The 23,408-nt window shown below is 66.5% G+C and carries 23 protein-coding genes; 22 read left to right on the forward strand and 1 reads right to left on the reverse strand.

Annotated elements, in window-relative coordinates:
• Window positions 1-21: 21 nt before the first annotated feature.
• The 13 genes from MCHLDSM_RS27685 (at window position 22) to MCHLDSM_RS27745 (ending at window position 14,428) form a co-directional block, all read left to right on the forward strand.
• Complete coding sequence (locus tag MCHLDSM_RS27685) at window positions 22-330, forward strand: PE domain-containing protein (RefSeq protein ID WP_048473046.1); 309 nt, start codon at window positions 22-24, stop codon at window positions 328-330.
• A 17-nt stretch (window positions 331-347) separates the two neighbouring features.
• Complete coding sequence (locus MCHLDSM_RS27690) at window positions 348-1,571, forward strand: PPE domain-containing protein (RefSeq protein ID WP_048473047.1); 1,224 nt, start codon at window positions 348-350, stop codon at window positions 1,569-1,571.
• Between the two features lie 85 nt (window positions 1,572-1,656).
• Window positions 1,657-1,977, forward strand: a complete 321-nt coding sequence (locus MCHLDSM_RS27695) for a WXG100 family type VII secretion target (protein ID WP_131722700.1) — start codon at window positions 1,657-1,659, stop codon at window positions 1,975-1,977.
• Between the two features lie 53 nt (window positions 1,978-2,030).
• The gene (locus tag MCHLDSM_RS27700) at window positions 2,031-2,336 is read left to right on the forward strand and encodes a WXG100 family type VII secretion target (RefSeq protein ID WP_048473049.1); all 306 of its coding nucleotides are present in this window, start codon (window positions 2,031-2,033) and stop codon (window positions 2,334-2,336) included.
• A 104-nt stretch (window positions 2,337-2,440) separates the two neighbouring features.
• Window positions 2,441-3,295, forward strand: coding sequence for an ESX secretion-associated protein EspG (locus MCHLDSM_RS27705; RefSeq protein WP_048473050.1), 855 nt, complete (start codon window positions 2,441-2,443; stop codon window positions 3,293-3,295).
• A 97-nt stretch (window positions 3,296-3,392) separates the two neighbouring features.
• Window positions 3,393-4,901, forward strand: a complete 1,509-nt coding sequence (eccB, locus tag MCHLDSM_RS27710) for a type VII secretion protein EccB (protein ID WP_048473051.1) — start codon at window positions 3,393-3,395, stop codon at window positions 4,899-4,901.
• Between the two features lie 731 nt (window positions 4,902-5,632).
• Window positions 5,633-6,598, forward strand: coding sequence for a MinD/ParA family ATP-binding protein (locus MCHLDSM_RS36665; RefSeq protein ID WP_048473052.1), 966 nt, complete (start codon window positions 5,633-5,635; stop codon window positions 6,596-6,598).
• Complete coding sequence (eccD, locus tag MCHLDSM_RS27720; protein WP_048473053.1) at window positions 6,599-8,116, forward strand: type VII secretion integral membrane protein EccD; 1,518 nt, start codon at window positions 6,599-6,601, stop codon at window positions 8,114-8,116.
• Window positions 8,116-9,774 carry a type VII secretion-associated serine protease mycosin gene (gene mycP / locus MCHLDSM_RS27725; protein ID WP_048473054.1) on the forward strand — a complete coding sequence of 553 codons (1,659 nt, stop codon included), beginning with the start codon at window positions 8,116-8,118 and terminating at the stop codon, window positions 9,772-9,774. The genes eccD and mycP overlap by 1 nt, the downstream gene beginning before the upstream one ends.
• Window positions 9,771-11,498 (forward strand): type VII secretion protein EccE, encoded by a 1,728-nt coding sequence (eccE, locus tag MCHLDSM_RS27730; RefSeq protein WP_048473055.1) that lies wholly within the window; start codon window positions 9,771-9,773, stop codon window positions 11,496-11,498. Before mycP ends, eccE begins: the two co-directional genes overlap by 4 nt.
• A 142-nt stretch (window positions 11,499-11,640) precedes the next feature.
• Window positions 11,641-12,129 carry a hypothetical protein gene (locus tag MCHLDSM_RS39895; protein WP_053083110.1) on the forward strand — a complete coding sequence of 163 codons (489 nt, stop codon included), beginning with the start codon at window positions 11,641-11,643 and terminating at the stop codon, window positions 12,127-12,129.
• A 70-nt stretch (window positions 12,130-12,199) separates the two neighbouring features.
• On the forward strand, window positions 12,200-13,630 hold the full coding sequence (locus MCHLDSM_RS27740; protein WP_234714221.1) for a type IV secretory system conjugative DNA transfer family protein: 1,431 nt from the start codon (window positions 12,200-12,202) through the stop codon (window positions 13,628-13,630).
• Between the two features lie 126 nt (window positions 13,631-13,756).
• Window positions 13,757-14,428, forward strand: coding sequence for a hypothetical protein (locus MCHLDSM_RS27745; protein WP_048473057.1), 672 nt, complete (start codon window positions 13,757-13,759; stop codon window positions 14,426-14,428).
• Between the two features lie 53 nt (window positions 14,429-14,481).
• Here MCHLDSM_RS27745 and MCHLDSM_RS27750 read toward each other — a convergent pair whose 3' ends face one another.
• Window positions 14,482-15,015: a transcriptional regulator gene (locus tag MCHLDSM_RS27750; protein ID WP_048473058.1), complete on the reverse strand. Its 534-nt coding sequence runs from the start codon at window positions 15,013-15,015 to the stop codon at window positions 14,482-14,484.
• An 89-nt stretch (window positions 15,016-15,104) separates the two neighbouring features.
• Here MCHLDSM_RS27750 and MCHLDSM_RS27755 point away from each other — a divergent pair, with 89 nt between their 5' ends.
• The 9 genes from MCHLDSM_RS27755 to MCHLDSM_RS27790 all read left to right on the forward strand — a co-directional run bounded on the left by MCHLDSM_RS27755 (window position 15,105) and on the right by MCHLDSM_RS27790 (window position 23,401).
• Window positions 15,105-15,485, forward strand: coding sequence for a hypothetical protein (locus MCHLDSM_RS27755; protein WP_048473059.1), 381 nt, complete (start codon window positions 15,105-15,107; stop codon window positions 15,483-15,485).
• Window positions 15,478-15,654 (forward strand): hypothetical protein, encoded by a 177-nt coding sequence (locus MCHLDSM_RS38240; protein WP_156455054.1) that lies wholly within the window; start codon window positions 15,478-15,480, stop codon window positions 15,652-15,654. Before MCHLDSM_RS27755 ends, MCHLDSM_RS38240 begins: the two co-directional genes overlap by 8 nt.
• Window positions 15,647-16,726, forward strand: a complete 1,080-nt coding sequence (locus tag MCHLDSM_RS27760; RefSeq protein WP_131722701.1) for a hypothetical protein — start codon at window positions 15,647-15,649, stop codon at window positions 16,724-16,726. The genes MCHLDSM_RS38240 and MCHLDSM_RS27760 overlap by 8 nt, the downstream gene beginning before the upstream one ends.
• 14 nt (window positions 16,727-16,740) lie before the next feature.
• On the forward strand, window positions 16,741-17,109 hold the full coding sequence (locus tag MCHLDSM_RS27765; protein ID WP_131722702.1) for a hypothetical protein: 369 nt from the start codon (window positions 16,741-16,743) through the stop codon (window positions 17,107-17,109).
• Between the two features lie 37 nt (window positions 17,110-17,146).
• Window positions 17,147-18,097: a conjugal transfer protein gene (locus MCHLDSM_RS27770; protein ID WP_048473061.1), complete on the forward strand. Its 951-nt coding sequence runs from the start codon at window positions 17,147-17,149 to the stop codon at window positions 18,095-18,097.
• 15 nt (window positions 18,098-18,112) lie between these two features.
• Entirely contained in the window at window positions 18,113-18,379 is a 267-nt protein-coding gene (locus tag MCHLDSM_RS27775) for a hypothetical protein (protein WP_234714222.1), read from the forward strand.
• Window positions 18,380-18,390: 11 nt separating this feature from the next.
• On the forward strand, window positions 18,391-18,756 hold the full coding sequence (locus MCHLDSM_RS27780; protein ID WP_048473063.1) for a hypothetical protein: 366 nt from the start codon (window positions 18,391-18,393) through the stop codon (window positions 18,754-18,756).
• Complete coding sequence (locus MCHLDSM_RS27785) at window positions 18,753-21,350, forward strand: ATP-binding protein (RefSeq protein ID WP_048473064.1); 2,598 nt, start codon at window positions 18,753-18,755, stop codon at window positions 21,348-21,350. Before MCHLDSM_RS27780 ends, MCHLDSM_RS27785 begins: the two co-directional genes overlap by 4 nt.
• Before the next feature lie 62 nt (window positions 21,351-21,412).
• Complete coding sequence (locus MCHLDSM_RS27790) at window positions 21,413-23,401, forward strand: hypothetical protein (RefSeq protein ID WP_327083164.1); 1,989 nt, start codon at window positions 21,413-21,415, stop codon at window positions 23,399-23,401.
• Window positions 23,402-23,408: the final 7 nt, after the last annotated feature.

Here is a 23,408-nt window from a genome sequence, read left to right on the forward strand (position 1 = left end):
TTCCAGGGAGGGAACAACCCGATGACAAATCCACTGATGTTGATCAACGCCCCGGTTGTAGCCGGTTCTGCAGCGGTCGAAGATGCCGGCGCAGCCACCATGGGTGGCACCATGGCCGGCGCCGCCGGTCCGGTCACCGCAGTCTTGCCGCCGGGTGCTGAGGACGCGTCTGCGGCCGCCGCGGCGGCGTTCATCGCACGCGGTGCAGAAACAGAAGCGATGCTGACGCAGCTGACCACCGTGCGCGCCCTGTTCGCCCAGACCATGGCCTCCAGTGCAGCGGGCTACACGGCAGTCGACGCCATCAACGAGGCGACGCTGGCCATCTAGCCGGCAGTCAAGAGCACATGTCGGCGTTCGGCGACGCGGCGGCGGTCCCGCCCGAGGTGAACCACACCCTGATGTCCACTGGGGATCTGGGGGCTAGCCTCGTATCCGCCGCCGCGGGGTACGAATCGGTCGCCGACATGCTGATGGCCGAACTGACGGCGATGGGCCTGAACACCTCGACCACCGCCATGGTCGCCTGGCAAGGCCCCGGCGGGGTGATGATGCAGATGACCGCCGCCGAATTCATGGCGGTCTGCGCGGCCGCGTCTGCGTGGGTACGCATCGGGCAGGTTCAGGCCGCCGAAGTTGCCACCGCACACGCGACCGCGGTGGAGTCGATGATCCCGGCCGAAGTGTGTACGGCCAACCTGGCCACCACTCAGGCGTTGTCGGACACGAACGCCTTTGGTATCAATACGCCAGCGATCTTGTACCTGGTTCACCAGTACGGGGAGTTTTGGCTGCAGAACGCCACGGCCCGCACCGGGTATGGCTCAGTGGTGTCGACCGCGCTGGGTGTGCTCGCAGAGCCTGCACCGTTCTCTCCAACCGCCTCGAACCCGGCTGGGCCGGCGGTTGCGGTGGCTCAAGACGCAGCCATGCAGGGCGGCCAATCGGCGTTGCAAACCAGTGCGAAAACGATGACGCAGGCTGCCGACACTCCGGCCAAAGACGCAGCTGCGGTGCCGAATTCAGCCGAAAGTATGGTGTCCCAGCTCGGCGGCCAGATGGGCGGCCTGTTCGGTCAGGTCAGCTCGGGCTTCGGGCAGGTCACTCAGATGGGCCAGCAGCTTCCGCAGATGCTTGGCCAAGCGCCCCAAATGTTTTCGGGCATGCTGGGCCCGCTCAGCTCGATGCAGGGCCTCAACGCGACCTCTGTGGCCCCGGAGGCGGCGGGCGCGCTGGGCGCACCGCCAGTGGGCGGGCTGAGTGCGCTCGCTGGAGGCGGTGGCGGCGGTGGCGGACTGGTCAGCGGGCCATCCGCGTTGTCCAGCAGTTTTGTGCGCCCGGCCAGCAGCTTCAGCACACCGAACTCACCCACGCTGCCTGGTGGCTGGCTCGGCTCGGCCGAACAGGGTGGGGCAGCACAAGCCAAACCCGCGATAAGCGGCGGCGGAATGTATGGCGCGCCACCGGGTTTGGGCCGCGAAGGTCACACGGATGCGGGTGAGAAGTCGACACGGACCATGCAAGTGACGGCTCGACCGGGGACTAATAGGGGGGAGCGGCAACGAATCTGAGCACCAAAATTAGCGTCAGGAGCCCCCTGTCGGTGCTTCTAGACTCGATTTCATAGGCACGCAACACCTTCAAGGAGATTTAGGAATGGCATCAACAACCGTTAATCATGACGCAGTCGTCGCACTGGCCAACCAGATGGACGAGCTGTCGCACCGGGCCCAGGACGTGCTGACCCGCTACGAGGCGGCCGTGCAGCACGCACATTCCGGGCAGATCCTCAACGGCGCGGCTGGGTCGACCAATCTGCTGACCGGCGCCGAGGTCAAGGACGCACAGATGAAGATCCAGACGCGGTTCCAGGGTGTCAACGACCTGCTGCGCTCGGGTGCAACGACATACACGAGCACCGACGAGGACAACGCGCACCAGGTCGCTTCGGTGGCCGGCAGCCTGCGGTTCACCTGATCGCGACCCCTTCACCCACACTTCCAGACCTTCTGAGCAGAAAAGGAAACAATATGAGCGGCGACGGCACAATGATCTACAACCCGATGGGGTTGGCGGATCTGACCAGCAGCATGGTGCAGTTCAGCCAGGAGTTGGACCAGATCGGGCAGGAGGCCCACACCCTGCTGGCAGGCTCCCAGGAGTTCTTCCAGGGCCCCAGCGGCGCAGTGAACTACCAGCAGGCCCAGCAGCTGATCAACGAGGGCATCCAGGACGGCAAAGACGTCATTGCCCGCCACGGAAGCACGGTCGACACCGCGTCGTCGAACTTCTCGGCGGCCGACCTTCAGGTCGGCAACAGCTTCGGCGGCGTCTAAGTCACACTGATCGACCCGACACATCACGGGCAGAAAGGGGGGCCTGCGACACTGGCCCCCCTTTCTCGTGTCTCATCTATCCGTATCCTCTTGGGAGGCAACCGATGTTGACCACCTCCAAGACCTGCGTGTGGACGCTACAGGCGCTGCTGGGAGTGGAGAGGATGCCCACCCCGCTGCGCCTGAAGCCGTTCATTCCGTCCGCGCACGGCGATCTCATCGTGGAGACAACGCAGGGCCGCCAGCCTTTACAGGCCACAGCCGAGTACCACGATCTGATGCGCATCGGTGTCGTCGACGAACGGGGCCAGGTCGACGACGTCGTTCGGGACTGGATGACTGTACTGTCGCGCGCCGAGCGTGAAGTCATGCTGGTCATCCGTCGCCCCAACCAGCCGGCCACTGACGACACCCCCGCGACAGTGCATGAGCGAGTCCTGGTGGTATGCCGCTACCAGAAATACCTGGCGATGGCCGCCCTCGACGGTGACGAGATGGTGATCGGCGGGGTGGGAGAGACCGACGACCCGGCCCAGCAGATCGATCTCACGTGCAACATGTTGATCCCGGCGTTGGGGGATCACCCTCCGGCCGATATCGACGGCATCAACGTGCCCAAGGACCTCATTGCGCGGGAAATGGAGGCCGGCGGCCGCAGCGCGGAAGGCATCCAGGCCGCGCTCCGCAGGGCTGGCCTGAGCCCGTGGGAGGTCGAGGTGGTGCAGGCGGCCACCAAGCTCGACGATTCAGCGATGGGAGTGGTCGCGGTGATCGACAACGGCGCACAGATACACGTGCATCCGCGGGTACTCGCGGTCGCTGACACCGAGTACGGACGGATCAGCTTCACCACCACCGCCGGTGCCGACGGCACCGAATGGCTAAGCATTTGGCCCATTACCCCCACCAGTCTTCGGCAGGATCTCAGCGATCTGCTTGCCGTCCCGCAGTTAGTCTGAGCGGCCAGGTGCGCGCACGAACCGAGCGCCGGTTCTCTGTCGGGGGTGGGAAAATTAGCGCGGATATGGTGCCGCACGCACCGGTAACCTCAAGGCCATGGCGCTGAATCTGACCAGCCGACTGCAGGTCACGGCTCACTACTTCTGGAACCGCCGCAACGAAGCGGCGCTTAGTCATCATGGCGTCCGCCTCGATTACGACCCTGAGCAGCGTCGTCGAGCGGCGCTGGCGCTGGGGTATGCCCTGCTGGTCATCGGGCTGGCGCTGGCGGCGTTAATGGCCTATATCAAGCCCGCCGGACAAGTCGGTTCCTCACCCATTCTGGCCAACCGCGATACCGGCGCGATCTATGTCATGGTCGATGGCCGGCTGCATCCGACGAATCTGATCAGCGCCCGGCTCATCACAGGCACCAACGCCAACCCGACGTTCGTCAAAGCAGCCGAGCTCGATAAGTATCCGCAAGGTCCACGGGTCGGAATCCTCGGCGCGCCAGAGGAAATGCCGATCCGCACCGGAATGGATTCCCAGTGGGCGGTGTGCGACACCGCCCCGGCGGCGACTGCGACATCCTCTGCGGGTAAGGAACCTGTGGTGACCGCGATCGCCGGGCCACTGACGATCGGGCGGCGCTCGGCCCCGCTGGTGATGCCGAACGCCATCCTGGCCCGGCATAACGACAAAACGTTCGTGGTGTGGGAGGGTCATCGTTCCGACATCGACCTGGGCAACAAGTCGGTGGCGCTGGCACTTGGCGTGGATTCGACTGCGCCCGACCCGGTTCCGATGTCAACCGCCCTGTATGACGCGATGCCGGCAACCGATCCGCTGGTCATTCCCATCATTCCCAACGCGGGCCAGCCCGCACCGTGGGATCTGGCTCGCGGTGTGGTGATCGGATCGGTTCTGTCCGTGCACGATGTCCAAGGCGCCGAGACGTTCTACGTGCTGCTTCCCAATGGAGTGCAACGCATTTCGCCGTTCGTGGCGTCGCTGTTGCGGTCGGCCAACAGCTTCGGCGACGTCGCCCCGGTCGCCGTGGCCCCCGACAAGCTGGCTCCCGTGCCGGTCGTGGACTCGCTGCCGGTGTCGTACTACCCGTCGACACGGCTTCGGCTGGTTGACACCAGCGTCAACGGCACAACGTGTCTGGCGTGGTCGAAAGGCGCGACAGACAAGGCCGCGAAAGTCACCGTGCTATCGGGGCAGGGCCTGCCAACACCGCCAGAGTCCGATAACCGTCTCGTGCATCTTGTTCGCCAAACCCACGGCGACCCCACATCGGTGGAAGCCGACGACGCGTATATCTCTCCCGGCGCAACGAATCTGGTCATGAGCACCAACGGCGACCCCGCTTCGGTCAGCCGTGACTCCCTGTGGTGGATCTCCGATCAAGGCATCCGATACGGCATCGCGTTGAACGACTCCGCGCTCAAGCCGCTGGGAATTGCGACCGCTTCGGCGCAGCAGGCGCCGTGGGCGCTGATCCGGGTGTTCCAACCCGGTGCGGCACTGTCGCAGGAGGACGCCAAGGTCGAGCATGGCGGTGAAGCGCCCAGCAGTGCACCAGTCGAGGCGCTGCCCACAAACGGTCCCGACCACTAATAATGATGAATATCTGGGCCCCGAAAAGTAGTGCGGATACTCCCTATTCGCGCTGATAGGATGGCATTATTATGAGCGAGCGTCAAAGCAGTGAGTTCGATGACCACGGCGACCGCGCAGAGCTGCCGAATCGCTCGGGCGACGGCAGCGAAGGACCCTCATCAGGGCCGCTTCCGTTGCGGCCAGGCGGCGAGTCTCTGCCGCCGGCCCCGCTATTCGACCAGAGTCAATGGCCCAGACCCCCGCACTCAGCAGATCCCGCCGGCCCGCCAGACACACCCGCAGCCGAGCCGCCGAGCGGCTTTGCGCCGACGCCGACCCGCCCCGGCGCTCACCGCGGCCCCACCGACTCTGAGACCACCTCGATCGTCGACCGCGACTGGCTGACTCAGGAGATCGAACGCCACCAGTCAAACCTCGACCACGGCCGCGACGCCGGGCCGCAACAGCCCGGACACGGCACCCCAGGGCAGTGGCAATTCGACACTCCGCCGCCCCCACCGCAGCCATATGGCGGCCCCGGCCAAGGCCTACCGGTAGTACCTCCGCCCGGCCCATTCCGCGGTCAACTGGCTGGCCAACCACCGCCGGCAGACGCAATTCCTCCACAGCCGCGTCCCGGTTACGACCGCGAGGGTGGCCAGCCGCCGACGTCGGGTTACGGCGACTGGTCAGCCGCGCAAGGCTCGGCCACGTCGTGGAACTACGTCGACAACATCCGCAGCAGCGAAATGGTCCCGACCCGGCGTATCCCGCCGAGCCGCGGCTGGCGAAAAGCCGTCTATTACAGCACCTTTAAGCTGATCAACCTTGGCCAGTCACCCGACGAACGCTACGAAGCCGAGCTGGTCGCCAAGGTCCGATCCCTGCTGCGCGGCACCTACAAGATCGGTGTCCTGGGCAAGGGTGGTGTCGGCAAGAGCACCACCGCGGCCGGCGTCGGCTCGATCTTTGCCGAACTGCGTCAGGACGACCGCGTGGTGGCCGTCGACGCCGACACCGCGTTCGGCAAGCTCTCGGCGCGCATCGACCCGAAAGTCTCGGGCTCGTATTGGGAGGTTGCCCAGGACCCGAACCTCAACACGTTCGCCGATATGCGTGCCCGTGTCGGTTCCAACGCCTCCGGCCTGTTCGTGCTGGGCGGTGAATCGGTGACCGTGCGGCGTCGCATCGTGGACCCCGATATTTACCGGCGCGCGACCGCGCAGCTGGATCGGCATTTCACGCTGTCGATCATCGATTGCGGCTCAACGATGGATTCGGCGATCACACGCGAGGTTCTAAGCGATGTCGATGCGTTGATCGTGGTGACTTCACCGTGGTACGACGGTGCGTCGGCGGCCGGGCAGACGTTGGAATGGTTGGGCAACGGCGGCTACACCGCCCTGTTGCACCGCACCGTGGTCGTGGTGAACGACTCCGACGGTCACGTCGACAAGAAGGATCTGAAGCTGCTGGTGGACCGGTTCGGCAAACATGGCCAAAAGGTCATTCAGCTGCCCTATGACCAGCATTTGCGCCCGGGCGGGGTGATCGACATCAAGAGCGAAATCAATCCTCTGACACGGCGGCGCCTGCTGGAGTTGGCCGCTGAGTGCGCCGAGCATTTCGCCGCGACGACCGACCGGCCCCGCCGCGGCCGGCAAGCCGGGCCGGCGCCGGCCGCAGGCCCAATCGACCGGCCGCGGGGGGTGTAGATGACCGCGACCGCCGATAGGCCCGTCACCACCGCCAGCGAGACGCTGGTCCCGGCCTCGAGCCGGGTGTCGATCCTGGTCGGCAACGACCCGCAGGCCCGTCAGATCGACTTGCTGCTACCGGCGGCGGTGCCGCTATCGAAGTTGGTCGAGCCGACCCGCGACGTTCTCAATCAACGCCTGCGCTCGATCGGCGCCGAGGAGCTGCCCGTGGGCACGGCGTTCGTGTTCGCCCGCGCCGCCGGTATGACACTGCTGGCCGGCAACTTGTCCCTGGCCGCCCAGGGCATCAATGACGCCGATCTGCTGGCCTTTATCCCGGCCTCGAAAGCCCAACGCTACGAACCCAATATCGAGAACGTCTCGGCAGCGATTGCCCGGTGGGCCAAAGAGCACTTCCCGGCAGTATCGGCCGTCGACGCGGCCCGCGTCGCCGCCATGCTGACCCTGGTCGCACTTGCCCTGGCCGGCGTCATGCTGTGGCGCTTGCGCTGGGGCGGGACGGGCGGCTGGCTGGTAGCGGCCATCTTCGGCGGCGCCGCCGTCGTGCTGGCCGGCGCCTCGACGCTGGGCGCCCGCATGGGCGCCGAACGTTTCCTCACCGGTGCTACCACCTGGGCCGCCCTGACCGTGCTCGTGGTGGGCGCCGCGACCGCGCCGCCAGGGGCACATCCGGGCGCTCCGCACGCCTTCCTGGCCGCGATCATCGCCGTTGTTGCCTCGACGGGGGTAGCGCGGCTCACGGGCCGCTACTGGACGGCAGCGACCACCATCGCCACCACGTCAGTCGCGGTGATCGGGGTAGGTGCTGCACGGATGTTCTTCAATGTTCCGGGGCAGCGCATCGCCATCGTCGTGCTAGTCGGCGTCGTGACCGTGAGCTATGTGGCGTCCTCGATGGGGCGGCGGCTGGCCAGGGTCCCCCAGCAGAGTTTCGAGTCGGTCACCGGCAAGGACATGTACGAGCGCAATCCGGGCGATCCGGAGGACACCATCGCACCCGTGGCTGATGGCCCTCGTGACATCACGCTGACCGGCGAACAGGTCGGCGAGGTGGCGCGGCGCTCTAACCGCGTGCTGATGGGTGTGCTGCTGGGTGTGGCGCTGGCCGAGGTCGCCGCGTCCTGGTGCGCCATTCACCCCGGCGTCGGCACCCAGTGGACCTTCGTCACGGTGGCGGCGACCGTGGCGCTCATTCAGGTGCTGCGGGCCCGCGCGTTCCGTGACCGCCGCCATGCCATCACCGTCGTCTCTGGGGCGGCGCTGTCCCTTTTCACCATCCCCACCCATTACGGGTGGGCGGTCTCAACGAATGACACTGCGGCCATTCTGATTTCAGCCGCCGTCGTGGTGGCCATCGCCCTGGCCGCGCTGCTGGCCGGCGCGATGGTGCCCACGCGGGTGTTCTCCGAGCCGGTCCGGGAAATGGTCGAGTACCTCGAATATGTGGCCACCGTTGCGGTGGTGATCTTCGCCGCTTGGACGATCGAGCTGCTCCAGTTCACGAGGTATCACTGATGCGTGTCCACGCCGCCGCCGCAGCCCTGGGCGCGGCCGTCCTGTTGGCGGCCAACGTCTTAGCGCCCCCGACCGCGCTGGCGATCGCCCCGCCCGTCATTGATCCCGCGGCCCTGCCGCCGGCCGAAACCCCTGGGCCGACAGAGGAAATGCGCCAAAGCGAAGCGTGCATCAAACCTGTGGTGGTCGCCGATCCCGACGTCACCCAGCCCGCCCCCGGCAACGCCGCCCTCAACATCAAGCAGGCGTGGCAGTATTCGACCGGGGCTGGGGTGGTGGTGGCGATCGTCGACACCGGCGTCACCCCGAATCCACGCTTCCCGGCTCTGTTCCCGGGTGGGGACTACGTGATGGGTGTGAAAAACGGGGGGCTGACCGACTGCGAGAATCATGGCACGGTCGTGGCCAGCATCATCGGCGCATCACCGTCGAATCCGGCTGATCGCCCGGTCCCGAAACCCACTGGAGTACAGGCGGTCCCGCCCCCGGCGAACGTCCCTGCCAATCCGGCGCCGACTAGCCCGCCCCCTCCTCCGCCGCCGGCACAGACGGTGACGGTCACGGCTCCTGCTCCGCCTGCTCCGCCCCCACCAGCCGCTGAGCCCCCGCCACCGCCACCGCCGGAGGGCGACCTCCCAGCAGACGGCACCGCGCCGCCGGGATCAGCGCAGCCACTGGTGGCCGGCCCGCCGCCGGGCGCCCCGGACGGCATCGTGGGTGTCGCTCCGGACGCGACACTGATCTCGATCCGGCAGTCCTCGGTCGCGTTCTCCCCGGCGCACCCGACGCCCGAAGAGCAAGACCAGCACCGCAAGGCCGGCGACGTGCTGACCCTGGCCAAAGCGATCCGCACCGCCGCAGACCTCGGCGCGAAAGTGATCAACGTGTCCCTGGCCTCGTGCACGAATGCCGCGGCGCCGGTCAATCAGGACCCACTCGGGGCTGCGGTGCGCTACGCCGCCGTGGAAAAAGACGCCGTCGTGATCGCGGCGGCCGGCAACCAGAACGACCCGATGCAGCCTGACTGCGGCCAGAACCCGGCGTTCAACCCGCTCAACGTCGACGACCCGCGCGACTGGGCCGGGGTGCGAACGATCGTGAGTCCCGCATGGTTCAGCGATTACGTGCTGTCGGTGGCCGCCGTCACGCCCGAGGGGGTACCGATGCCGGACTCGATCAACGGCCCCTGGGTGGGTGTGGCAGCACCCGGCGCACGTATCATGGGGCTGTCCAGCGAGAACGGCGCTGCGGTCAATGCCTCCCTGGCCAAGGACCCCGGCACGGGAAACGGCATCTGGGGGACCAGTTTCAGCGCCGCCTACGTCTCCGGTGTCGCCGCCCTCATCCGCGCCAAGTACCCGAATTTGACCGCGCACCAAGTCATTCGGCGCATTGTCGAGACCGCTCACAACCCGGCGCACAAGGTCGATAATCAGGTCGGCTACGGCGTCGTGGACCCGGTGGCCGCCCTCACTTTCGATGTGGCACCCGGCGATCCGAAACCCGTCGAGCACCTGACCTCGATGCTGGATGTGCCCCCGCCCCCGCCGGCACCGGACACCCGGCCACGGACCGTGGCGCTGCTGGGCGGCGCGACCGCGGTCCTGGTGGCCGCCATCCTGGGCGGCATTGTCGTGATCCGCAGGAGGATGTCGTGAAAGCACGCACCGTGACGATCCGCCCCGCCCTCGGGGCGGTCGTGGCCGCGGAGGTGGTGGGGATCGCCGCCTACGCGGCGCTGCCGCCGGCGCGGTTTAGCTGGTGGCCGTTCGCGGTGATCACCACGCTGGTGCTGGTTCTGCTGCTGGTGACGGTGCACCGCCGTAACTTCGCCGCCCTGGTGGCCGCGCGGGTGCGGTGGTGGCGGACCCGCCGCTACGCCACCCCGGTCGGCGCCGCTGTCGACATCGGCCACGGCAGTGACGTCTACGGTGTGCGCACCGCAGGCGACGAAGCCGTGACGGTGATCCGCGTCGACGGCCGGCCCTACGAGCCGACGTTCCTGCGGGGCTCCAGCATCGCCTGCACGACAAACCTGCTGCCGCTGGACATCTTGACCCAGTTCCTGGATCAGCCCGGCGGCCTCCGGTTGAGCATCGATATCGCCTCCAAAGGCTTTCGCGTGCGACCCGGGACCGGATACCCGGCGCTGTACGGCACGCTGCTGGCCGACCGGGGCGCCGCCGGGCAGCGCACCACCTACCTGATCGTGCGACTGGAGATCAGCCAGTCCCTCCCCGGGCTGGTGTATCGCCAGTCGATCGGCAGCGCAGCCGCTGCGGCCACTGACCGCATCGTCAAAGCGCTGGACCAGGAAGGCGTGCGAGCTGTGGCTCTCAACGCCGAAGACCAAGACGTGGTCTTGGAGAAGCTGAGCCTGGGCCTGGCCGCAGCCCCGACCCGCCCGGCGATCCTCGATCCGCTCGACATCGACGACGAGCCTGATGCCAATGCAGACATCGGCGCCGTGAGCAGCCGACGCCACCGCGCGACGGGCAAATCACCCGAGCCGGCGAACGCGCAGCGGCCGCAGAAGATCCCCGCCGGCGTCGATGTCAGGTGGTCGCTGATCAACACCGAACCGGGATACGTGACCTCCTACTACTTTTCGCCCGAAGACATCACCACCGCCACTGTCAATCAGATGTGGGCGCTGCCCAGCGACGACATCGTGCACGTCGTGATGCTGCGCAAGCGCGGCGACGCGGTGATGGTGTCGGCGATGGTGCGCACCAACGATCCACGCCCACCCGAACAGCCGCCCACCCTGTTCCTGAACCCTCTGCCCGGTGCCCAATACGCTGCGGCACTGCGCGCGGCCCCGGTGAGTGCACCGCACCTACCGCTTCCGGCGGGGCCACTGCCCGAGGATCTGGAGATCGCTGTAGGGGCGACCGGCGTGCTGGTGGGGGCTGCTTTGCGCGACGACAAGCTCGGCTCGCCCGAGGTTCGCCGTGACGACCTGGTGATGCTGGCGCTGACCGACCCGCAGCGCCCGACTCGAATCAGCATGGACACCAGTGAGTTCTACGTCCGCCAGCAGCTCATCCGTGCTGCGGCCGCGGGCGAGCGGATCGCGATCTACTCCCGCGACCCGAGCCGCTGGTACTCGGTGTCCCAGCCCACCATCGCCGTGGCCGAACCGGGCCGCCGTGTCGAGTTCGTGCCAACGATCATCGTCAACGATCACGCCCCGATCGCGCCGCCGGTCGGGTTGTCTTCGACCGTGATCACACTGGGGCGGGTCAGCGACTCCGCTCCCGACATAGTGTTCCAGCAGAATTCGCCGACCACAGTGCGGATCCGGGCGGGCACCCGCGTGCTCGACGTGTCGATCGTCGAGTTCCGCCAGGAACAGACATGGACCGGTGTAGCGGCCTGAAATGCTGTGCCCACCAACCCAAACCAACTCGGCGATGAGTGCTGCTGCCCGTGGCGGTACGGGTAGCAGCACTCACATCGCAGTGCGCCCACCACAAAATCAGTGCGCAGGACACCCCCGTGGAGGACTTAGCCTTGAAGACATGGCCGGCACGGATACGACAGTGACATGGCTCTTCCGGTGGCGGAACCGCCGAGACGCCTCCACACACCCACGGCTCTACACGATCAAAGACGTCGGCGACGCCTGCGGCCTGCCCGGACCGGTCATCATGCAACTGGTGCCGCGCACCTGGACCGACGAGGGCTGGATGTATACCCGCGAGCAACTCGAGGCCGCGGTGGTCATCGCGACCGAGCTGCGCCGCGAACGGGCCGCCGCGGCGCCTGACGCCGCGCCCGTACCGCTCGACCGACTGGTGTGCGACCGCTGCGGAGCATCGGTGGCCGCCGACACCGATGCATCCTTGACGTGGCTCAACCTCGCCGAGCCCGATCGCAGTGTGCACACCGACAGCACCGGCCAGGACTTCTGCCCGCAGTGTGTCATCCCGTGCCCCGCGTGCGGCGAGCAGGCGGGCGACCAGCTCTGCCCGCAGTGCTTCTGCACCGGCCGCGTCCCCAAGCCGTAGCCGCACCACCATCGGCGGGGCCGCGAAAATAGTGTCGGAACCACCGGTGCGGTCGCCTTACCGTTGATGTATGGCATACCCGATGGGGCCGGCGGTCACCGATAACGGCGAGCAGTACCGACCGCCGGTCACGCCGTTCGCCGGGTGGACCCATGACGAGAAGGGTCGGCGCGTGCCGCTGGAGTCCGCTCCGCACGTCGGCGGGTTCGCCCCTCCAGGAACCGGGAAGACGCGCCGCTGGCTCGCGCAGAGCGCCGTGCTGTGGCCCGGACCGTGCTTGGTGTCCTCCAGTAAGGACGACCTGATGCAGATGGTCGCCTCACGCCGTGCCGGACCGGTGGCCCTGCTGGATCTGCGTCCCATCGCGGCCCCGTTCTACCCGGCAGACTTCATCGCGTTCCGGTTTGATCCGACTGCCCTGATCACCACCTTCGATGATGCGAAAGCAGCGGCGCAAAGCCTGCTGAGCACCTCAGCGGTGGCGTTGTCCGGCCAGTCATTTCGCAGCGGGGCAGATCCCGGGCCGTGGGATCAGCTCGCGCTGGCACCCTTGACATGCCTGCTGTATGCGGCCAGCCCACAGGGTACCGGCCTGGGCATGGACTGGGCGCTGGAAGCCGCCGAGAACGTCGAACCGCCCAAGAACAAAGGCCCCTACCAGATCTCTACCGACCCGGGATGGGCCTGCGCGGCGGCCTGGAGCGCAGACCGCTGGTATGAGGCCCGGGTCCGTTCGGTGCTGGATATGGAAGCCAAGCAACGCGATTCGGTGAAAATGACTGTGACGAAAGTGCTGACCGCATGGTTACTCACCGCTAACCGTGACCGGCCGCACCCAACGCTGGACCTCGACTTCTTCGACCAACCGAGCGCAACGCTGTACCTGCTGACTCCCTCCGACGGCACGGTAGCCGCCCAAGCGATCGTGCTGATGGATCAGTTGATCAACCGGCAGCGCACCAAAGTTGCCCAGTGGGAGGACTTTCACCGAATCGGCCTGTTTCTCGACGAGATCACCAATACGCCGATTCCTCGACTGCCCCAGTACCTCGCTGAATCACGCGGCCTGGGATGCGCGATATGCTTTGCCGCGCAAGCTGGTTCACAGCTTGACGCGATCTACGGCCCGTTGCAGGGCAAGGCGATCCGGGATGTGACCCCAGCTGTTCTGGTCATGTACGGCTCTCATGAGCGCGACATCATGGAATCGGCTGCGTTCTGGGCGGGCAAAGCGACCCGCAGTCAGCAGTCCTACGACCACAACGGCGACAACAAGAACACCAATCGGCACTTCGGCAATGCGCTGGAACCCGCAGAACTGCTGCCGCGCGGCACGCAAGAAGCGCGACTGATCCCGCGAGGTGCGCCAGGGGAGATGGTCGAGCTCTTGGACTGGTCTGAATTCGTGGCCTATCTTGACGAACTGCGCGAGGCACGTCGGCGGCACCCCCGAATAGTCACACCGTCAGCTGCGGCGGTGTCCCGCGCAGCACGTAACTGACTCTAGCGCAACTCTATCCGCATGCCGAGGGGGCTGTCACGGGCGCGCTGGTGTATGCCTGCTCGCTGTTGAGAAGCGGCAAAAATAGTGCACGCGAGGATGTTTGGACGGACTTAAGCTCAATACATGCCCGAGAGCCTTCCGCCTGATCGTTTCGACGAGATGCGCCGGCAGTGGATCGCCTTCCGCCAAGGTGATTCGCTGATTCAGCGACGCCGCGCAGAGCAGCTCGGCCGAATCGTGCGCATGCGCCAGCGGATTCACACCGTGGCCGTGCCGGACCCGCACGACGACACCGTATTGCCGCGAATCTTTTGGCGGCGGGCGCATTCGCCGTTCTCCAAGTTCGAAGTTGTTATGGCATTGGTCCTAGGAGCTTTGATTCCGTTCGGGTGGCCGGCGGGCGTGCTGTTGAAGGCGGCCATCACCGCGCACATCCCTGGCACGCTTCGGGCGTATCCGATTGCGGCACTGGTGTGGTCGGGTGTCGGGCTTGGCGTGTTGACGGTGCTGGCCTACGAGCTGGTCTACGACCCGGCCGGATCGTTCGCACAGATCGCCGTGCTGCCGTGGCTGTCGATGCAACTCGCGGCGGTGCCGTTCGTCGCCGGCATCTACGGCCTGCTGGAAGGCTGGCTGGCCATCGACGGATCGGACACCTGGTGGCCACTCACCCCGGTCCAGCAGCCGCTGACGGCCGAGGACGCTGCCGCGATTTTGGGCGCCTACGACATCACCGGACCCGGCGTCGTCGACGCCAAGCCGCTCAACGAGGCCGGCCCCCGGACACGCCCATGACTGCGACACGCAATCGTGAAACAGGCGTCGCCGCAATCGACATCGCCCGTCCGCTAGATGGCTGCCGACGGCCGCCGGCCACCGCTGCGGCGTGCGGCGGACGCCTTATAGGAGACTTGGTAGTCGGCCACGTGGTCGAGGCCGACCATCTCGGCCACGAAGCGCTCGTAGACCGTGCGCAGCGCGGCGATGCGGGTGTCCAGCGCATCCCGGGTGTTCTGCAAGCGGCCGATCTCGTCATGAAGCTGCTCGGCCAGCCGACGCTGAATCTCGCCAGCGGTGACTGGAACAGGAGGATTCTGCTTGGGCGGCCTGCCGACGCCGGCACCAACAGCGTTGAGGCTCAACGGTCTACCGCCCAGCAGCGTGACGGCCGACGAACCGGGATGCCACCCAACGGTCTGGTCCAGCCGCAGCAACGTCTCGACGCTCGGAGTCCGCGAGTTCTTGCGATCGCGGATCTTCGCGAGCGTGTCCCGGTTCGGGCCGCCGCGGCGAGCCACTTCCTCCTTGGACAGATTCAGCTGGGCGATCCGCGCATCGACGAAGTAGATAAGGCGCTCGATGCCGTCAGCGGGAACCGTCATACCCCGCACACTACCGCACCAAATACGCAATATCCGCGACCGGCTTTTCACAGCAGATATGCATCCCCTTCCCGAGATAGGTACGCCGCATGAGATTCATCTTCACCGTTCTGTGCATGGGCATGATCGCCGCCGCGGCGGCCGCACTGGTCGTCATCGATCTGATCATCAAGCTGCTGCCGGTGATTATCGTCGCGCTCGTCGCGCTCGTCGCGCTGCGAATCGTGGACCGGCGCCACCTCCCTGTCGCCGCGACGCCGACACCGCCGGCTGCGATATGCAACGTGCCCAACACCGCAGCGTTCGTCTACACAGCCCAGACCGCCGGCATCAACGAGTCGCGCCGAGCCGGCGTCGTCAACGACGGGAGGCCACCGCGATACGCCGCGACGAAGCCGCAGGGTCGCACCGTCATGGATGCCGAGGTCATTGACGCCGAGGTGATCAGCGAGGACGGCCACGATGGCTGACACCCCCGGCCTGTCCATCCAGGACTGGATTCGCGAACAACTCATCGACGACGCCCCGCTACTGCCGCCACTGCCCGTCCCCGACACCGATGATCTGCCCGCAGAGGGATGGATGCTCAGACAGATCATCGCCGCCGAGGTGAATAGTGAGGCGGGTCGCCGTGGCTGACATCGCTGGCTTGTCCAACCGAGAGTGGATGCTGGAGCAGATCATCGACGACGGTCCGCCGCTGATCGTTTCCGACCCGCACTCCGACGTCGAACCCGACGGCGGGGGCGCCGCGGTCCCCGAAACCGTGGTCGAGTCCAACGAGGATGTCGATCCGCGACTGTCCCCCGCGCAGGACCTCGACAGCGCGGAGACCCACCAAGCCCCGGCGCGCACGCCTGACGTCAACGCCGGGGCCAAGCGCACCTTGTGGTGGCTGGGATCAGGTGTGGGGCTCGTCGCAGTGCTGATCGTCTTGGCCTTCCTCGTGTTGGGTGGGGGGCCGGCCCCAACCACGCCGCCGCAGCACACACCGGCCGCCACCCCCGCCGTCGTGGCGGTCCCCACAACACCGGATCTTCCTGCGCCACCTCAAGATCAGGCGATTCCGTTCGATCCGACAACCGATAGCTGCCCAGGGGGTCCGACTTCGCCACTGGCGCTGACCGACACCGCGACAGATTCGGCGTGGGTGTGTTCCCGCGGCCCGCAGGAAAGCCAGCTCGACGGGCAAATCTTGCGCGTGAAGTTCCTGTGCGACCGTTCCCGCCCGGATGCGCGGTGCAGCTACATGCTCAACTCTCTGGCGGTCACCCCCGGGTGGGTCGCGAAAACCACTGGCGGAAAGGATGAATGGCTGCAACACCGCTGCGCCACCCGGATGCAGTTCAACTTCTACAACGGCGACCAGCTCGCGGCCGACCCGTTTTTCCTCGACACGAATTGCGTGCACGGGCCGGTCCCGGCGACGCTGCCCGGCAAGATCCTGGCCTCCCGCGTCGATGTGATGATCCTGCACACCGAACGGCCCCCCGCCGGCCCGCGCCCGAGCACGACGGACGCCGGCCCCGGCGGCGACAGCGTCGTTGCACCGCCGGGGCTCGTCGACTCGTTACTGGGCTCGGCAGATCCCGCCGCACCGCCACCGGGCACCGACCCAGCCCTAGCGGGCGCCGGAACCGGCGGCACCGATCCGGTCGACGCCACATTCGCGATCAGCCAGCTGCAGTTCTTCGGCCACTCACCGAACTAGAGCAAGGAACCACCATGACTGATCTGACCAATGTGATTGATAGTCCTGACCGCGCGTCGGTGATCGCTCACATGCTGTTAAGACTCGCGCCGCAGCCCGCGCCAGAACCGTGGCCGACGTACGCCGAGCCGGTCCTGGCCGCACTCCTGTACGCCGCGTCACCGCTGGACACCGGCCGCGGGATCGACTGGGTCCACGCCATCCTCACTGCATCCGCTGAGCAGGACCTGTCGGCCGCGGTCGACGCTGCCGGCGCGCGGGGCGATGCGCGATGGCTTCGACGCTATGACGGACTCGACGAACGACAGCGGCAGTGCGTGATCGTCACGATGTGCCAGGCGATAACCCCGTGGCTTCAACGACCGCATCAAGAGGCGAGCTAGAAACCGCCGAAACAAACTGCGAGACAGGACAATTCATATGAGCACGATCACACTGTCGCGGACATGGCAACACCGCATCAATCACGGCCGCGGACTGGCCCGCCGCATCGGCGTGGCTCTGCTGGCCTTCGGGGCGCTGATGGGCTTCGCCGCGGGCATCAAGGTGTTCCTGGTCGCCCACCACCCCGACGACACCGATGTCACGGCCATCGCCTATCGGGTGAACAACCAGCGCGACGCCGTGGGCAAGCGCGCCGCGACGTTCGTCGCCGCGGTCCTGACCACACCCGAGAGCCGCCGGGCCGAGGTGCTTCAGCGCTTCATCACCCTGCCCAAAGCAGACACGGTCGCGCAGGCGGCACCGGCAGCCGATCCCGCGCCCGCAGTGATCGACACCCCGCAAGTGTGGTCGGTGATGCCCGCCGGTAACGCCGGTGAAGCCACGCTGTACTCGGTGATCGTGACGGTCGAGCAGCGGCCGTACGCATCGGCGCCGTCCACCACGGCCTATTACCGGGTACCGATGTCGATCTGGCACTACCAGCCGCGCCCGATGGATATGCCGACGCCGATGAGCGATCCTGGCCCTGGCGCAGACATCACGATGCGCTACGACCACGCGTTGAGTCCCACCAGCCCGGTTTACGCCGTGGTCGCCGGATTCATCAACACCTATCTGACCTCGACAAGCGGCCTGGACCGATATGTGGTGGCCGATTCGTGGATCAAGCCGATCGGCGGTTATCAGAGCGCGGTCATCCGCACCGCGGTCGCCGACGGCGAGGTGCCCGATCAGCCCGCCGCCGGAACGCGCATCCATGTTCGGGTCACCGCGACCGCGCAGACATCGCAATTTGCCACCATCCCATTCACTTTCCCGCTGACGGTCGAAAATAGCGGCGGAACGTGGATGATCGCCGACGTCGACTTAGCTCCGCTGGTCGCCACAGATTCCGACACAAAGCCGGCCGGAAGCACGCAACCATAAGAAAGGGAGTAAATGATGAATAGCATTTTCACATCGGGCACGTCGATCGCGTATCTGATCGAAGGACTGTTGGCCGCCGTGGCCCTGGTCGTGGGAACCCTTGCGACGCTTCGTGAGGCCAGCCAGAAGGGGGCTGGCACCGGTATTACGCACCAGTTCCTGGTGATCGGCCTGTCGGTCACGATCTTTTTGTCGGCGGGTATTGCCGCGATGGTCACCCACACGTTCGAGAACCACGGCATCCACAACGGTGTCAACGTGCCGAACCCGTACGGGCAGTGACGGATTGAGTCATGGTTGACGAAGCCCCCGCCAAGGTCTGGTCCGATCAGCGTGACCTGCCGATCCATCTCGGTGATGCCGGCGACGGATTCCGGATGCCGTTCAAGGAGAAGTGGCGGTTCCCTGATGCCTTGGCGGCGCTGATCGGTTTCTGTGTCACAGCCACCCTGGTCACCCTGAATCTCGATAACGGCAATGCGCTGCGCATCCTCGTCGTCGGCGTGGTCGTGACCGTCGCGGCGGTGTGGGCGCTGGGAAAGCTTCCGGCGGTGCGCCCGTCGATGCGGACCCGGTTGACATGGTGGCTGGCCAACGCCCGCCCGCAGGTGATGTGCTCTCACCGCGCCACCAAGCCCGAAAGCGGTACAGGGCAATGATTGTCGCCGGCGACGAAGCCCCCAAAGGGGCCATCGGCAACCTGCTGTTCACCGCCAACGGCGTGTACGCGCAATATCTGGTCTCCGGTATGCCGTTCATCTTCCAGCGCAAAGAGGTGCAGAACCAGGTCGCCGACGTGCACGCCGACCTGCTGCGCGCCCTACCGTCAGGCGTGCTGTGGGAAGGCTTGAGCGCGCCGGTCGCCATCCGAAACATCACCAGGCGAATGATCTTCGCCCACCCAGATCTACACCCGGACAACGTGATCCCCGGCGAACCGATGCCCGACACCGCGGAGGAGTGGGTGGAACACTGCCGACTGTGGACACCGGCGTTGCAGCGCCGCGGGCACCGCCGCCGGGTCTTCTTTCTGAGCCTGCCACTGGACTACGGTCAGGCAGGAACCACGGCCGGCGGAGCCTGGCAGCGTCGCCTGGATTCGATCATCGGCCGCGACAAGGACAGTGACCGCTCACTGTCCCACTACCGCGAACTCGCGTCCACCATGGTCGCCAAACTCCCGGCCGCTGTTTTCGCCAAACCCGCTAGTGTGGAACAACTTTGGTGGCATTGGAACTACGTCGCCAGCCGCCACACCTGGCAGCAGCCGATGCCCAACACCCCGTATGACCCACAGGCCCGACTGCCCGAGTCGGCGTTCACTCCGGTGTGGAAGGACCCGGCCGCCGCCGAGTTGCAGGGCCGGCGCTGGTTCGCCGCCCGCAGCGAGACCGACATTTTCGTGCGCACCTACCGCGACCGCGAGGACGGGGTCGCCGACTCCTATCAGGCGATCGCCGGACTGGAGAAGTGGCCCGACACCGGAATCCGGTGGCCCGAATCCACCCTTTTCAAGGTCCTCGACGACATGACCACCCCGACGACCACACTCGACTGGGCCATCCACCTGACCTTCGACACCGCCGAGGTCGCCGTCGATGTCGCCCACAACACCATCGTCAACATCAAAGACCAAGCGCGCCAACTGGGCCGCCACGCCGACAGCGACGACGAGCTGCTGCGAAAACTGGTGTCCGGGCGCCAACTGGCCTCAGCGCTCAAACAGGGCAGCGCCGAGCGCGGCGTGAACGCCGCGGTGCTCATCACCGCCGCCGCGGCTGACGCCGACACCGCCAACGCGGCGATCAAAAAGGTCATCAGCCGCTATAACACCCAGAAATTGCAACTCAAGCGCCGCCGCGGCAGCCAAACCACCCTGTGGCGCGGCCTGAATCCGGGCACCGAGATCTCCGCATGCCTGCACGAGATCCGCAACCCGTCCACGGTCAACGCGTTCGCCAAATTCGTTCCGCTGCTCTCAACAAGTCTGGGCAACAACGTCGGTGTGCCGCTGGGGGAGACGATCACCAGCCCCGGTATGCGCCAGATCGTGCTCAATGATCTGATCGGCGCTCCCGGCCGTGACAATCCCGGCAACATTGTCATCGGCGGCTCCCCGGGCCGCGGCAAGTCCCAATGCTCGAAAAATCTGATCCGGTCCTGGCTGGCGATGGGCGCCGGGTTGTGGCTGTTCGATCCGACCGACGCCCGCGAACACCAACGCGCCCTGTCAACATTTGACGAATCCCGAAAGGAAGTCATCGACGCCCGGCGTCCGAGATTTTCCCTCGACGGATTACGGATATTTCCCTTTGACGAGGCAGCAGAACGCACGGTAGACCATTTGCTACCGCAAATGGGATTCGCACCGTTTAGTCAGCAGGCGTCCCGCCTCAAAGCTCTCCTGTCGCCCGAATCGCGCCACACCCACGGCATCGGCAGCAGCAACCAGCTGATCAGCTTCCTGCGGGAACGCCGCCCCGACCGCGTCGCCGTCGACGACGACCTGCTCATCGCCCTGGAAGGGCTACGCGCCGAACGTCTCCTCGCGCCGATGTTCGACGAATCCCTACCCGTGCCGGATCTGTCCAAGCAACTGGTGATCTGGAATTTCGGTGGCCTGAAACTGCCCAGCATCACCGAGGAATACCAGCCGCATCTGCACCATCAGAGCACCCCGAGCCAGCGGGCCGCCCAAGCCCTCTACGGAATGGCCGCCGACCTCGCGCAGACCCTGTTTTTCTCCCGCCCGGCTCAGCCCGACATTCTGTGGGTGGAGGAGTGCGCGGCCTGGACACATTCCCCGGGCGGCCAGCGCTGCGCCAACACCATCATTCGCCAGGGACGCAAAGCCTGGACCTTGTTCGGCGGTGTCAGCCAGTCACCCCGCAACGACTTCGGTGTCCTCGAAGACGAGTTCATTGAGCAGCGAATCTTGTTGGGGTTCAAGGAAGCCGAGATCGCCGAAGACACGCTGCGCTGGTGCGGCCGTGACCTGGAGCGCCACCCGAAACTGCTCGCCGACTACGTCACCAACACCAGCCCGGCGCAGGTGGCCAACTACGGCGACGACTCGATCGACAGCCGCCACGGCAAAGTCATCCCCGGCCGCGAAGGCGAAGCGTGGGTCCTCGATGAGTTCGGCGGCTTCGGCAAGGTCCGCCTGTTCGCCGCGCCGACCTCGCAGCTGGCCGAGCTCTACGACACAAACCCGCTGCGCCAGCGCCAGCGCGACCGGAAAGCCGCCCGCTGATGGTGACCCGGATTCAATACTGGCTGATCACCCATCCCCGTGTCGCGCGGCCATTGAAGGTGATGGGGCTGCTGCAAATGCTGTCCTGTTTCGCGGTGGGAACCGCCCCCGACGCAGCCGCGTCGACAAACGCGGTGGTGTTGAACTGGACCGGTCTACACGATAGCTACGGCGTCCCTGCCGGCGATTTGTACCTGTCGCTGGCCAGCCTGACCGACCAGCTCACCCAAACCGGTCCCGACGCCTCGATGTTGGACCCGGCGACGTGGTGGCCGTGGATGATGCACGGCCTGGCCGTCATGTTCGACAGCTTGACCGCCGCCAACATCCTCACCGCAGAAGTCGGGCTCGCTGTCGGCATCTTCACCCTGGCGCTGTGGGTGTTCCGCCTGACCGTCTCCACCTACTGGCTCACCGTGCTGGGCGAGCTCGCCCGCGCGATCACCACGGCCGTCATCGGCGTCGTCTCCCGGTGGGGCCTCGTCGCGATCACCGTCCCCATCGGCGTGTTCATGGGGGTGCTGGCCATCCGCCGCGGTGAACGCGGCCGCGGCGCCACCATGATCATGGTGGCCATCTTCATGCCGGCCCTGGCAGTCAGCGTGTTCTCCGACCCGGCCGGGCTGATGTATGGCCCGAACGGTCTGCTGCAATTCGGCCGGCGCATGGCCTTTTCCACCGCCCAGGCCGCCACTCACGGCGGCGCCATCTCCGGCGGCGGATTCACCGGCCAAGTCGACACCCTCACCTCCAGCCTGGTCACCAATGTGCTGCGAGAGCCGCTGGAGGTCTTCAACTTCGGCCACGTCGTCGACCGGGTCGGCGCCTGCGGACCGATGCTGTCAGCGGCCTACCGGCAAGGCGCCAAAGATGGTCCGATCAAGGCCCTGGCCCAGTGCGGCGACACCGCCGCTGTTCACTACGCCCAAAACCTGGACGGCACCAACGTCTTCGGCGGCGCGGTCCTGTTCGCTGCGGCGTTTCTGTTCGGATGGTTCATGGTGTCCTCGGGCGCCTCGGTGTTCAAGGTGTCACTGAGGGCGATCTACACCACCGCGAAACTGCTGCCCAGCGTCTTCGCCGGCGGCATCGACGGCGCGGCCCGCGAGCACGCGAAATCCACGGTGTGGACCTACTTCAAACACCCGATAGAGGTGGCCGTGCTGATCACCTTCGTCAGCGTGATCGGCCTGGCCATCGAACGACTCATCTCCCGCCCCCTGCCCGCCGAGCTCGGCGGTGCAAATCCGTTCGCGCACGTGCTGATGATGGGCGCCGGGGCGATGGCCGGCCTGTACCTGCTGCGCCACATCCGCGCCGACCTCGCCGGCGACCACCCCGGTCGCGGCCTGCTCGGCCGCGCCACCGACGTCGCCCTCGGCCTGGGTATGCACGCCGCCCTCGGCGGCGCCGGTAAGGCCGCCCTCGGCGGGGCTCGCGGACTGCGCGGTCTGCTCGGCCACGGCAAAACACCCTGGGAGAAGATGGACGAGAAAGCCACCTCCGCCGACCCGCAAGAGATCCTCGGCCCGGCACAAGAAGGCTTCGACCCGGTTCCCGGCGATGACGGATCGGCCGCCGCAGAAAACGCCGCCAGCGGCCCGAACGCAGCCCCCACAGCACCAGGCACGGAGCCCGGCGGCGGTGGCGGCGGGGGCGCTCCGGCGCTCAACCCACCCGACCCGACACGTGAGGGACTCAACCCGGTGATGAGCCCCACCGGCGGTGGGCAGCAGCACAGAGAACCACAACACCAACCACACCGCGGGGAAAGCGCCCAGGGTGCCGGCGCGGCCTCACAGCCCATACTCGAGTTCGGTGAAGCGGGCTCGGCATCGGCGGCAGCTCCGGAGGTCGCTCCGATCACCGACGGTCGACACAGCGGCGCGTGGGAGCAGGGTGCCCCGCCGATGAACAGCTACGTCGACCACAACGCAGACATCCCGATTCCGCTGGACGCCCCGCCGGATGATCACGACATGTCCGCGCCGCCGCCACCGGATGATCCGGGCCCGCCAGCGGCTACCGTCGATCCCATCACCGGCGACTGACCGCGAT

Source organism: Mycolicibacterium chlorophenolicum, assembly GCF_001044235.1.
In the GTDB taxonomy this organism is placed as follows: Bacteria; Actinomycetota; Actinomycetes; order Mycobacteriales; family Mycobacteriaceae; genus Mycobacterium; species Mycobacterium chlorophenolicum.